Here is a 13439-nt window from a genome sequence, read left to right on the forward strand (position 1 = left end):
TTGGGCACGGTGCACATCCTCCCAGCGGTGCCCCTCGGCACCACAGGTCAGGTGTCACCTATCCGTGCAGCAGACCCGGCAGCACGCCCTTCCGCGGCGGCGGTGGCGTTGCGTTGGGCTCCCCCCTAGCGAGGGATCTGTCACAGGGAGTCCTCGCGCTCCCCGGCGCAACAGCTCCGCCGGCGGGTGGAGCGGCGCGCACCATCCGCGGCATGACCGTGCGCGCTCCGGACCGCCAGAGCGCCGTCTTAGGCAGACTGGGAAGATGACCGGTTCAGACGCGGTACACAGCACGTCGCTCTTCCTCGGTGTTGACCTGGGCTGGTCAACCGGTGCGACGGGACTGGCCGCAGTCGACGACTCGGGCCGTCTGACGGCATCTGGGCGCGTCAAGACCGACGATGAGATCGCTGACTGGATCGCGGCGCAACCCGGTCGAGTCGTTGTCGCTGCCCTAGACGCGCCTCTCATCGTGCCCAACGAGACTGGTCAACGCGTCGCGGAGCGGCTGATCGGCCAGGCGTTCGGCGGCTTCGGTGCGTCGGCTCACACCTCGAATCGCACCCGCTTCGGCGGCGACACACGGGCCATGAAGTTGGCTCAGCGCTTCGGATGGGAAGTCGATCCCCGGACGCCTACGGGTCGCGACGTCACCGTCTGCATCGAGGTGTACCCGCACCCAGCGCTTGTGGGACTCTTCCGACTCCCGTACCGGCTGGACTACAAGAAGGGCAACGACCAAAGACGCGCGCCGGGATTTCGCCTACTTGTGCAGCACCTCGAGTCGATCCCGCAGTTGGGCCTCACCCGTAGTCCTCGATGGGCTCAACTTAAGCGAACGCTTTCCGCGCCTCGACCTGGCGACCTTAACTGCGTCGAGGACGAGCTGGATGCAATCGTCTGCGCCCACTTGGCATGGCTGTGGGCGCACCGGCCAAGCGAACTGCGCGTCTACGGAGATGTCGAGGACGGCTACATCATCGCGCCGCCCCCGCCACAGCACCGACCACAGCAACCTGAACGCCGCAGCCGTAGCGCTGAAGTGCCAGCAGCCGTCCGCTTCGAGAGGACCGTACACGGCAGGCCCACCGGGTACGCAGCCGGAGCCAACGAGCAACGCTGGAAGGCGGCCGTCCGGGCGGTCTTCTCCGACTGCGCACTCGCGGCCGACTGTCGCGTCCAAGTGGACCTTGAGTTCCTGCTTGGCCCGGACCAGCAGGGGCGGAAAGAGCCCGACCTCGACAACCTGATCAAGACGACGATTGACGCCCTCGACGGCGTCCTCGGTGCGCGCACAGGCACCGGCCTCCGCGCCGAAGCGGATGACGTACGGGTTGACCGCATCACGGCATCCAAGCGCCCTGCTGGCACAGAAGGAGACGCAGGCGCCCGCATCACCGTGACCGAGCTCTGAGGTGACCGCGCACCACGGCCGGATCCTCGCCGAGTTGCCGGGGCTCTGGCAATTTGAGGGAGCGCGAGGCACGCGCCGCAGGGCGGCATGACCGTGCGCCCGGGCTCGCCAGCTCAGCGCACGGAGGCGTTGGACGATGAGGGCGACGAAGCCCCGCCGGCCGGAGGGGGATGCCAGGCGGGCTCTGCCGCCGAAGGAAGGTGGCTAGGTGCTGTTCGATCGACGTCCGGCGCAAGACTTCGCCGTCATGACGAGCGAGGAAGTCTTGAGCGAGCGGCTCCCCGTGACTCGTGTCTTCCACTTCGCCAGCGGTGGGTGGATGTATGTGTCCGGCCATGAGGACGACGACTCAGAGCCTCTGTGGGTGCACTACAGGCATGTCGAGGAACTCGATCCAACGCTCACGACTCTCGCCCTGCGTAAGGGGCGATACGCCATGAGGTGGCAGATCGACACGCCGTGGTTCGTCTACGGGCCACTGAGCGACGAACGCGTGGATGTGCTGCTGTACGACGGAACGATCGACACCCAGCACGCCGACCTGGAGGGCTGACCCGGGTCCGACCGGACTCACGCTCGGACGGCGGAATGAGCGGAAGCCCGTGCGCGACCGAACAGCGGCGTGCCCAATGAGTTGATGCGCTGCTCGCTCGGCGGCGGAACGGCCCCGCGATGTTGCAGCAAAGTTCCGACGTCTCCTGTGGCCCCTTGAGTAGACTGGTGACTGGCCCGAACTGCCGTGGAGGTTCGATGAGGCATCTTCCTGAACGAGCAAGCATGGCCGCCTCGGTGCGCCCCTCTGCTGCCGTCGCCGCACCCATCGGTGCGGTTAGCCGTAAGGACCTTCAACGCGCCGGCAAGACGTCACTGCGCCACGAGGGGACGTCCCGCCTTATCCTCCAGACCGCGCTCCCGGGCAGCGTGCGCGTGCAGCGCCGGAGCGCCGACGGGACCTGGCAGACCGTCGACAGGCGACCGGCATCGCGGCTGGGTCGCACCCGCATAAACCTGCCGCACGACGCGGCGGCGCCATCGCAGACGTTTCGGATCGTGTTCTCACCCAGGAACTCGAACATTTCGTCGTGGACTTCGGAGAACATCAGCGGATGACGGTCATCCCAGCACAACGGCGCTGGTAGCGCTCTTAGCCCGCGAAAAGGAGTGTCGGCGGGCAAGGTTGAAATAGTCGCTGTCTGAGTCGTGCGCTTGTGGCCTACATCCCGTCCCTGCCGCGATGGCCGCGCTTGGCGAGTCGTCCGGACATCAAGCAGGACCGTGCGCCGCCCGGCGTCCGGACGTTGCGTTGGGGTACACCCAGGCGCGACGGATCTGTCGCAGCAACTCCTCGAGGCTCCGAGATCCAACGGCTCGGCCAGGTGGGAGCGACCACCACACGCGACCGGCCATCGACGTGCGTCGTGAGCGATGTCGGTCGAGACATCCTGTGACGGGAAGCAAGATTCTCGACAGGGCGCTCCACGCACTTCGCCGGGTCGCCGACGTCCTTCTCGGCCGCACCGGTCGCACGCACGCCGCTGCCGAGACGCTGCGGTGATGCGGCCCCCTGCACGTCCCGCGATGGCTCGGCATCGGGCCCCCCAAACCATCACATCGTTGCCCAGGGCGCCGATCTATGCGGGTGCAGGGGCAGGACGCCCGGTGGTCGTCAGATGCCACCGGGCGGTGACCCCTTTCCCCGAGCCGGCCCGCACCGCCGGCCGCCTCCTTCAGACCGCCCGAGAGGCCCACCATGTCCGTCTCCCCACGACCACCCGCGACATCAGGTCTGCGTCGGGTCGCGGCCGCCACGGTGAGCCTCGTGCTCGCCGGGGCCGGTCTGACCACGCTCGCCGCACCGGCGTCCGCCCTGTTCTCGACCAACTTCACGCAGAGCCGGACGCCGGCCCCCGTCGGCGAGTGGGTGCACCTCACGTGGAACTGCCCGCCCGACAGCGTGGCCTCCGACCTGTTCAACCTGTTCGGGCAGACCGTGGGCTCCAGGGACGTGCCGTCGGTCCCCGGCGGCTTCGAGACCGACTACATCCCCGAGGTGACGGGGAACGGGGACTTCACCATCCAGTGCTACGACGCGTCGTGGGCCGTCGCCTACAGGTTCCCGGGAACGCTCGCCGTCACCGAGGGCGTGACGGAGTCCATCACCACCACCGACCTGGCGATCAACCCCAGCAGCCTGCTGCCCGGGCAGCCTGCGACGGTGACGGCCACGGTTCGCAGCGACAACCCGGACGCGTGGGTCGACGCCGCCCTGCCGCCGGTCACGTTCAGCTTCGGCAGCGAGACGGCCACCGCCCCGCTGAGGCCCACGGGCGACGCCTCCGTCTACGAGGCGACCCTCGAGCTCGACCCCGAGCAGCTCCGCTCAGCCGGCGGCTACGTCGGCGCGACCTTCCCGGGCGTCGCTCGCCGGCTCTCCGCCTCTGACGCGTCGGAGTGGTTCGACCTGACGAAGGCGCCCTCCGTCCTCGAGCTCACGGTCCCGGCCACCACGGTCACGGGCCAGCCCGCCTCCGCGGTCGCCACGGTGACCCGCCCGGCCGGCGTGGCCGACTGGCTGCCGACCCCCACGGGCACGGTGACGTTCGACGTCGAGCCGTGGACCCCCGGTCCGCACACCGTCGTGCCCGTGGCCGTCGGCCCCGACGGCCGCGCCGTCCTGGACCTGTCCGGTTACGCCGCGGACAAGTACAGCGTCAGCGTGACCTACAGCGGCGACGCGAACCACGAGCCGGTCGAGGAGTACCTCACCGACACCGTCGTGGTCACGGCCTACGACACCACGACGACGCTCGAGTTCCTCGACGGCCCGACGCCCCTCCTCGGCGCCCCGACGACCGCCGTCGCCACCGTGGCCCGCACGGACGACCGCTCGCCCGTGACGTCCGGCGCGGTCCACTTCACCAGCGGCGTGTATGCGGGCACCGTCCCCGTCGGGCCTGACGGCTCGGCGCGCTGGGACGTCCCGACGCCGGTCGCCGGCGCCTTCCCCGTCCGCGCCGAGTACCTCGGCGCCGACGTGTGGGCCCGCAGCCAGCGCGACGGCGTGGTGGAGGTTCGGCAGGGCACCCCCACCGTCACCGTCGAGGGCCGGACGGCGTGGACGTACGGCGAGCCGGCCGAGGCCCTCGCCGCCGTCGCCGGCGTCGCGAACGCCGCCGCCCCGCTCGGCAGCCTCGAGTACCGGATCGACGGCCAGTGGACCGGCTACGTCGGCACCGACCCGTGGTCCTCCGTGCCGACCGGGACGGGCCGGATCGACCTGTCCCACCTGACCCCCGGGCGCCATGAGGTGACCGTCGGCTTCATCGGCGACGCCAACTACGTGGCGGCGGACAGCGACCCGCTGGTCGTCGAGGTCGCCAAGGCGACGCCGTCGGTCGAGCTCGGCACGCTCGATGGCCGCACCACCTGGGCGCTCGGCGAGCCGGCCGCGCTGCACACCATGGCCTTCGGCGTCACGCCCACCGCCGTGCCGCCGACCGGCGCGGTCCTGCTCACGGTCGACGACGGCGAGCAGCTCACCGGGACCGACCTCGCCGACCTGCAGCCGGGCACCCACACGATCACCGCCCGCTACCCCGGCGACGCCGTCTACACGCCCGCCGAGCGGCAGCTGACCGTCACCGTGACCCCGGCCGTCACCGACACGGTCGTCGAGGGCAACCCCTGGATCGTCGCCGGCGACGCCGCGACGCTGCGCGCGCGGGTCACCCCGCGCGTCGGCCAGGGCGTGCCCACGGGCTCCGTGACGTTCACGGTCGACGGCGTCACGGGCGCGCCCGTGCCCCTCGAGGACGGGTCCGCGGCGCTCGACGTCAGCGGCCTGCTCCCCGGGCAGCACGACGTCGACGCGACCTACTCCGGCAGCGACCGGTACGCCGGGTCGGCCTGGGAGCGCTACGGCGTCTCCGTGTCCGCGGTCGAGACCCGCACGTCCGTGCAGATCAAGCCGACCTGGGTCACGGGCCTGGGCTCGGCCTCCACCGCGACCGTCACGGTCACGCGCGCCGACTCCGACGCACCGGTCACGACCGGCAAGGTCGAGGTCATCGTCGACGCGCCGTCCGGCAGCCCGTTCTTCGCCAGCCGCACCGTGACCACGAGCGCCGTCGGCACCGACGGCACCCTCTCCGTCCAGCTCCCGACGCACCGCGTCGGCGACGTCACGGTCACCGCCGAGTACCTCGGCTCGCCCATCCACGCGGCGAGCCTCGGCTCCGCCGGCAGCTACGTCGCCCCCGGCGACGCCGGCCTGAAGCTCAGCGGCGAGACGTCCTGGACGTACGGCGCCCCCGGCACCCTCTCCGCCACGGCGGACGGCGTCGCAGGCGCCGACCGGCCGACCGGCACCGTGAGCCTCGTGATCGACGGCCTCGGGCAGGGTCCCGTGGTCGAGCTGGGCACCGACGGCGCCACCACGACGCTCGGCAACCTCGCGCCCGGGACGTACACGGTCACCGCCTTCTACAGCGGCGACGCGACGTACTCCTCGGTCGCGACCGACCCGTTCCAGGTCACCGTCCACCGCGCCCCCGCCGCGGTCTCCACCGCGCTCGACGGCCCCGCCACCTGGGCCTACGGCCGCCCGTCCACCGTCTCCGCGACGGTGACCGGCGTGGACGCCCCGGACGCCGCCCGCCCCGGGCCGGCCGTCCTGTCCGCGGACGGCGGCGCCGTCGTCGGCCCCGACGGGTCGATGGACTGGGCGCCGGGCATCTACATCGTCACGGCCACCTACCCGGGTGACCCGTACTACCTGCCTGGCACCGCCACCCGCACCGTCGAGGTGACGCGGTCCGCGACCTCGCTCGCGCTCGACGTCCCCGCGTCGTGGACGTGGGGCCAGCCCGCGGCGGTCACCGCCACGGTGACGCGCGCCTCCGGCGCCGCCGCACCCACCGGCACCGCGACCTTCGTGGTCGACGGCGTCGTCCGCGAGCCGGTCGTCGTGTCCGCCGACGGCGTCGCGACGCTGGACCTCGGCGAGCTCCTGCCCGGTGACCACGCGGTCACCGCGACGTACTCGGGCGACGCCCGGTACGCCGGCTCCGCGGCCGGGGACCACCCGGTCGCCGTCGACGCCGTCGCGACGACGTCGACCATCGACGTCGCCGCGGGCCTCGCCCTCGGAGCGTCCGCGGACGCGACCGTCACGGTCGTCCGCGCCGACAACGGCGCCCCCGTCACCGAGGGCACGGTCGAGGTGTCGATCGGCTCGTCGACCTCCACGCTCGGGGTGCGCCCCGACGGCACCGTCTCCGTGCCCGTGCCGACCGGCACGGCCCGCGAGATCGCCGTCTCCGCGCGGTACCTCGGCTCGCCCCGCTTCGCCGGGTCCGAGGCGTACGGGACGACCCGGGTCGCGACCGGCTCCGCCGGTGTGACGGTCGACGGCCCGACCACCTGGACCTACGGCTCGCCGGCGGCGTTCGTCGCCGCCACGCCCGGGGTCGAGGGTGCGGACGCCCCGACCGGCGGCGTGCGGATCCTCGTCGAGGGCGCGGACCACGCAGTCGCGCCGTTCGACGCGGTCGCCGGCCAGCCCGTCGACCTGTCGCTGCTCGCCCCCGGCGAGTACGCGGTCACCGCGTCGTACGCGGGCGACGGGTCCTACTTGCCGGGCGCGAGCGCCCCGGTGCTCGTGACGGTCGCGAAGGCGCCGGTCCAGCTCGACCTCGCCGTCGCGGACGCCGCGCCGTCGTACGGCAGCGCGACGGCCGTGACCGCGCGGGTGCTCGGGGTCCCGCACCCCGGCGCCGCGACGCCGGGTGCCGCCACGGTCACCACCGACGGGGGCACCGTCACCGACGGCGTCATCCGCGGATGGGCCCCGGGGACGCACACCGTCACCGCGACCTTCCCGGGCGACGCGTACTACCTGCCCGCGGAGCGGAGCCTCACGGTCGCCGTGACCGCCGCCGCCACGGCGCTCACGGTCCGCGACGCGGCCACGACAGTGGGCACGCCCGCCGCGCTCGAGGTCGACCTGGCCGGGGGCACCGCCCCCGCGCCCGCGGCGGCCGACGTCACGGTCTGGGCCGGCGACACGCAGGTCGGCCTCGGCCGGCTCGACGCGGGTCACGGCACCGTCCAGCTCGACCGCGCGCTGGCGGCCGGGGAGCACACGCTCACCGTCCGGTACGCGGGCGACGGGCGGTACGCGCCCAGCGAGACGACTCTCCGGCTCACCGTCGCGGGCATCCCGGCGCACCCCGAGGTCGTCACCGGCGGCCCCGTCGCGGTCGGCGTCTCCGACGCGTCGCTGAACCCGTCGAGCTCGGTCACCATCACGGCCGAGGGCTTCCAGCCCGGCGAGACGGTCGTCTTCGTCCTGCACTCGGACCCGGTCATCCTGGGCACCGCGGTCGCCGGCGAGGACGGCCGGGCGGTCCTCACCGTCGCCTCGCTGCCCGCGGGCACGGCACTGGGTGACCATCTGGTGCAGGCCATCGGCGGCACCTCGCAGCGCGTGGCCGAGATCCCGGTCACCGTGGGCGTCCCGACCGATGTCCCGGGCCCCGTGGCCCCGCCGACCACGGCAGACCCCGCGCCGGAGCCCTCGGCGCCGGTCACCGAGCCGGTCGCCTCGGCCGCGGCTCCCCGGGCGACGTCGTCCGCGCTGGTCCCGGGCACCCGCCTGGCCAGCACGGGCTCGACGGCCGGACCCCTGGTCGGCCTCAGCGCGCTGCTGGTGCTGACGGGTGCGGCGGCCCTCGTGCTGTCGCGCCGCCGGGCGGACGGTCGCGCCTGACGATCGACCCGTACCGACCACGGGAGCGACGCCGGACACCCGTCCGGCGTCGCTCCCGTGCGTCTGCCCCGCGGTCCGGGGGCTATGCCAGGGGACCGACCCGAGCGGGGTCGGCGGGCATCGGGTACCGAGTTCTGCGTCCGTGCGTACGTCCCTGAACCCCCGGACGCCACTCAGGCCGTTTCATCCTGGCCGTGATACCAGATCGAATGGGTCGCTCCTGAGCAGGCACACGCAGAACGCGAGCGGCTCGGCATCCGCCCCGAGGACTCTTGAGCCAAGGCCGAGCGCTCTCGATTTCCTCGGCAGGCGGTCCGGTCGGCGGCAGATCCGGGCGAGCGCAGCCGCTCTCACCGCGGCATGTCCGGACGCTTGGTGATTCCGTCCAGTCCCCGTGAGGGCAAGCGTCGGGCGGCGTGGGGGAGGATGCTGCGCATGGCTGACTTGCTGGCACCAACGACCCTGTCAATCTCACGCTGGAAGAGCCCATTGCAATCGAGGTAACGGCCATCGTTGCCTGTTCAGGGAGGTCGTTCCGGCGTTCGCTCCGCCAACAGGCGCTACCGCCCCGAAGTGCGTCCGCACGACGTCGCCCTGCCGTTCTGAGCCGCCGGCCCATCACGACCCATGCGCCGCACTACTCCTTGCTAGAAGCTGCCTGAGCAGGTCAACCGTGGCGAGATACCACCAAAAGACCCAGTCGAGGTAGGCGTCGGCGTAGTTCGGCTGCTGGTCAGCCCGCTGATGTCTGATGGCGAACTTGTTGGCGATCTGGAACAGCGCCCCCTCATCGCCCTGCAGCATCTCTTCCTTCAGCAGGTCGCGGTGTTCCTCGAGGATGCCAGCCAGCGCAACGACGGCCGTCCGCTTCTCGACACGGGTCGCCCCGCGTCGACGGAACTGCTCAATCGCGTGCGAGAGCGCGTCCGGAGAGGGCGCCTCCGCATCATGAACCAGGCTCTCCACGAGCTCATCTCGGGGATCGCCCGTCGTCTCCTTTAACACGCCGCTCGAGTCTAAACGCAACAGCGAGTTCGACCGCTCGAGCAACCCGTTCATCCGCCACCGGAAGACTCCCTGCCCAGCGCGACGGTCGAAGTCGTCGTAATGCCATTCGCCACCGTATGAGTGGTACGACCGCTTCCGAGGGCGCGCCACGAAGTGATGTGCCGCTTCAATCACTGTGTAGGCGTGGTCCAGGTGCTCGCCCAGGCCGTACGCGTCGAGCTCCGGGGGCCACTGCTCGTTCGAAGCCATCAGGTCGGAAAGTGCCTCTCGGCCACGTCCAGCATGGTCGTTCTCCGTGTCCACGCAGTCTTCGCCAAACGCGAGGTCGAAGTAGCCCGCTTGGTCGAGCTCAGTGATCAGCTTGCTCGTCGCCTCGACAAGTGCTGTATCGGTGAGGTTGGGCCTCTCGCGGGTCGTCACGCCGGCCACACGGTCCCGGTACAGGAGCGGACGCGCATACACCGGCACTCGCAACGGATCGGCGGCGATCTGCGCCGTCAGGGCGTCGACCGTCCCGTCGGCCAGCGCCGTGTTGAGCCACTGAACACCCGTATCGGCGTAGAAGGCCTCCTCGAACAGCAGCCGAACACTGTCCTCGTTGGTGACCCCGCGAACCAGCGACGGGCCAGGTCCGAGGGGGTTGAAGGAACCAGGTACAGGGCGCGCTGACGTGATGTCCCGCAACTCGCTGGCGAACAGATCCCTCGGCCACACGAGCTGCAAGTCCTCAATACGCACTCCCATGCGGGCACAGTAGATCGTCGACGCGACGTCGCGGCTGTCGCCTGTCGTGTCACTCGCAGGGAGTCGACTCCGCCTGCGGGGCTGCTGCTCTCGATGCCTTGGAAACCCCGCCTCCGGTGGGAGAACTCGAAGCCGTACTTCGCCGGCTCCGGCGGAGAGCAGCCGGATGGCGCGCTCACGCTCGAGCGCCGAGCGGACGGCGGCATGAGCGGACGTCGGTACCGCGTCAGACGCGCGGCGTGATCGTTCGTCTCCCAGCGGTGGCGGCTAGGACGTCGACCCATCGATCGCGCGCGAGTTGCCTGAGCTACCGCTGCTGCCAAGGTCCAGCTACGTAGACGGTTCTGGCCCAGACCTCACCGGGCTGCGCCGTGGGCAGCGGCTGACCGATTGCGTCGGGGTGACCGGCCCTCATCACCTTGAGCTCGCGGGAGCGCACTGCGCTGGAGCCGCGCTGGCGCAACAAGACTGTCGCTTCCATTCGCGACGGTGCGCACGTCAGCACCTCGACGGCGCAGGCATGCTCGAGCGCGTCGACACGGTCGTCGTTGGTGACGTCGACGTGGAACAAGCTTATGAAGTGACGATACGACGACGTCCGTCCCAGGCCCTGTTGCCCAACAGGGTCGAGGTGGCGGACTAGAGGTCCCGTTCGGCTGCATAACCGAACGTCGGCGGGCGCACCGGACAGCGCATGACCGTGCGACTGCGCTTCGACTTCAGCCGGAGTAGAGGGGGCCCCGCCCTGGTCTGACGCACCACCGCTCGTCCGGTCCGCGCCGTGGGTCGGGTTCCCAGCGCCTCGTGCTGAGCCGTCAGGGTCCTTGGACGTCGAAGCCGGTTGCGCGGATCGGCCTGGCCGGAACGCCGGCGACGATCGTGTTGGCCGGCACGTCTTTGGTGACGACCGCGCCGGCGCCGACAATCGCACCGTGGCCGATCGTCACACCGGGGACGACCGTCACTGCGGCGCCGAGCCAGACTTGGCGGCCGATCACGATGGGTGCGGGGACGATGTCGGCGCGGCGGGCGGGGTCGACCGCGTGGTTCAAGGTGACCAGGGTGCTGCCGTGCCCGATGAGCGTCCCGTCCCCGATGGTGATGCCGCCGGTGTCTTGGAAGCGACAGCCCATGTTGATAAAGACGTCCTTCCCGAACGTAAGGCTCTTGCCGAACTCGCAGTAGAACGGTGGGAAGACCGTCACAGAGTCGTCCACCGTCCGTCCGGTCAGTTGCGACAGCAGGACGCGCGTCTCCTCGGGGGAGCGGTACCTGGTGTTCAGCTCCGCGGCGATGCGAAGCGCGTCTTGGGCTGCGTGGTGCATGAAGGCGTGCTGCTCGGAGCCGCCCTCGATGACGGCCCCACGCCGCACGTGGTCGAGAAAGTCGTGCAGGTCCATCACCGCTCCTGTCGCTCGGGGTCAACTGAGGGAGCAGCACAGCCGGCCACCATGTGCCGTCCGGCGTGCCCCGGGTCGGCTGCCCAAGAGGCGAGCAGCCGCAGCCGTTCGGCCGACCCGGAGCCAGGCTCGGCGGTGTAGACCATGAGCACCTGGCCGGGCTCCGCGGTGATGGCGAGCTCTTCGTACGCCAGGGTCAGCTCGCCGGCGACCGGGTGGTGGAACCGCTTGGTGCCGGCGCCGTGCGTTCGCACGTCGTGGGCGCCCCAGAGCCGGCGGAACGTCTCGCTGTGCGTGGACAGCTCTCCGACGAGGTCCTGCAGGCCCTTGTCGTGCGGGTCGCGTCCGGCCTCGGTCCGCATGATCGCCACGCACATCTCGGCGAACAGGTCCCAGTCGGGGTAGAAGTCGCGTGAGGCCGGATCTAAGAACTGGAACCGCGCGAGGTTCGGTGTACGGCCGCCGTTCCCGATGACGGGGGAGTAGAACGCGCGGCCGAGCGCGTTGGTCGCCAGGACGTCCTGGTGTTGGTCGCGGACGAACGCGACACCGTCGGTGATGGCGGACAGCGCCCACTGCAGGCTGGGCCGGGGTGAGGGGGAGCGCGTGGCGCGTCGGCGCAGCCTGCCCGACGGGGGGATGCCGTCTGCGGTGCGGGCCAGGTCGAGCAGGTGCGCGCGTTCGGTGTCGTCGAGCTGCAGGGCGCGCGCCACAGAGTCCAGGACGGACGCCGAGGCCCCCCCGATCGCGCCGCGCTCGAGCTTGGCGTAGTACTCCACGCTGACTCCGGCCAATGCCGCGACCTCGCTGCGGCGCAGGCCCGGCACCCGGCGGTTGGCCGCGCCGACGACGCCGGCGGCGTCCGGGGTCACCTTCGCGCGCCGCGACATCAGGAACTCGCGCACGTCCGCTCGGTTGTCCATGGTCTCGACCGTAGGCCGGACGACGTCCACGAGGGAGTCCACGCCGTGGGGTGCACTGCGGGTACACCCCACGACAGGCACTCCCACCCCGGCGGGCGCAGGGGGAGGGTGGAGGCACCGACCAGAAGGAGAACCCTCATGCGTGGCGTGATCATGTACGGCCCCGGCGATGTCCGCGTCGAGGAGCGCGACGACCCCACGATCGTCGACCCGACCGACGCGGTCATCCGTTTGGCCGCGACCTGCATCTGCGGGTCGGACCTGTGGCCGTACCGCGGCGCCGACCAGGTGGACCACGCGAAGATGGGCCACGAGTACGTCGGCGTCGTCGAGGAGGTCGGCGCCCAGGTCACCACGATCAAGCCCGGTGACTTCGTTGTGGGGTCGTTCGTCATCTCCGACGGCACCTGCGAGATCTGCCGCTCTGGTTACCCGTCCAGCTGCGTGCACCGCATCTTCGTCGACGGCGCGATCGGTACCCAAGCCGACAAGGCCCGGATCCCCTACGCCGACGGCACCCTCGTCGCCACCCCAGGTCAGCCCGGCCCCGACCTCATCCCGCACCTGCTGGCGGCCTCCGACGTCCTGGGCACCGGCTGGTTCGCCGCCGTCGCCGCACAAGCCGGCCCAGGCAAGACGGTCGCGGTCGTCGGGGACGGCGCGGTGGGCCTCATGGGTATCCTCGCCGCGAAGCAGCTCGGCGCCGAGCGCATCGTCGCGATGTCACGCCACTCCGGCCGCCAGGACCTCGCGCGGCACTTCGGAGCCACCGACATCATCGAAGAGCGCGGCGACGCGGGCATCGCGCGGATCAAGGAACTCACCGACGGGTTCGGCGCTCACTCGGTGATCGAGGCCGTCGGCACCCAGGAGTCGATGGTCCAGGCCATCGGTTCTACCCGACCAGGCGGCAACGTCGGCTTCGTCGGCGTCACGCACGACGTGCAGCTGCCCGGCCAGCTGCTGTTCCTCTCCCAGGTTCAGATCCTCGGCGGGCCCGCCCCCGTCCGCCGCTTCCTGCCCGAGCTCATCCAGCTCATCTGGGACCGCCAGATCGAGCCCGGGAAGGTTCTCGACCTCACTCTGCCCCTGGAGCAGGCCGCCGACGGCTATAAGGCCATGGATGAGCGACGCGCCACCAAGGTGCTGCTCACTGTCTGAACCGGCCAAGAAACGCGACG

General features: G+C 71.2%; 8 protein-coding genes. 4 read left to right on the plus strand and 4 right to left on the minus strand.

The window, feature by feature from the left end; translation table 11 throughout:
- The first annotated feature begins 265 nt into the window (after positions 1-265).
- From Q0840_RS12200 to Q0840_RS12210, 3 genes are all read left to right on the plus strand, one after another.
- Complete coding sequence (locus Q0840_RS12200; RefSeq protein WP_298459806.1) at positions 266-1414, plus strand: DUF429 domain-containing protein; 1149 nt, start codon at positions 266-268, stop codon at positions 1412-1414.
- A gap of 208 nt (positions 1415-1622) precedes the next feature.
- Complete coding sequence (locus Q0840_RS12205; RefSeq protein WP_298459808.1) at positions 1623-1967, plus strand: hypothetical protein; 345 nt, start codon at positions 1623-1625, stop codon at positions 1965-1967.
- A gap of 1197 nt (positions 1968-3164) precedes the next feature.
- Positions 3165-8183, plus strand: a complete 5019-nt coding sequence (locus Q0840_RS12210) for an Ig-like domain-containing protein (RefSeq protein ID WP_298459810.1) — start codon at positions 3165-3167, stop codon at positions 8181-8183.
- 618 nt (positions 8184-8801) lie between these two features.
- Here the strand turns inward: Q0840_RS12210 and Q0840_RS12215 are convergent.
- The 4 genes from Q0840_RS12215 to Q0840_RS12230 all read right to left on the minus strand — a co-directional run bounded on the left by Q0840_RS12215 (position 8802) and on the right by Q0840_RS12230 (position 12258).
- Entirely contained in the window at positions 8802-9935 is a 1134-nt protein-coding gene (locus Q0840_RS12215; RefSeq protein ID WP_298459812.1) for a hypothetical protein, read from the minus strand.
- Positions 9936-10242: 307 nt separating this feature from the next.
- Complete coding sequence (locus tag Q0840_RS12220; RefSeq protein ID WP_298459814.1) at positions 10243-10506, minus strand: hypothetical protein; 264 nt, start codon at positions 10504-10506, stop codon at positions 10243-10245.
- Between the two features lie 244 nt (positions 10507-10750).
- On the minus strand, positions 10751-11335 hold the full coding sequence (locus tag Q0840_RS12225) for a sugar O-acetyltransferase (protein WP_298459816.1): 585 nt from the start codon (positions 11333-11335) through the stop codon (positions 10751-10753).
- Positions 11335-12258 carry a helix-turn-helix transcriptional regulator gene (locus Q0840_RS12230; protein WP_298459817.1) on the minus strand — a complete coding sequence of 308 codons (924 nt, stop codon included), beginning with the start codon at positions 12256-12258 and terminating at the stop codon, positions 11335-11337. The genes Q0840_RS12225 and Q0840_RS12230 overlap by 1 nt, the downstream gene beginning before the upstream one ends.
- Before the next feature lie 138 nt (positions 12259-12396).
- Here Q0840_RS12230 and Q0840_RS12235 point away from each other — a divergent pair, with 138 nt between their 5' ends.
- A complete protein-coding gene (locus Q0840_RS12235) occupies positions 12397-13419 on the plus strand; it encodes a zinc-dependent alcohol dehydrogenase family protein (protein ID WP_298459818.1) in 1023 nt (340 codons plus the stop codon).
- The last annotated feature ends 20 nt before the right edge of the window (positions 13420-13439 follow it).

The sequence above is a fragment of the uncultured Cellulomonas sp. genome (assembly GCF_947494015.1).
Lineage (GTDB): Bacteria > Actinomycetota > Actinomycetes > Actinomycetales > Cellulomonadaceae > Pengzhenrongella.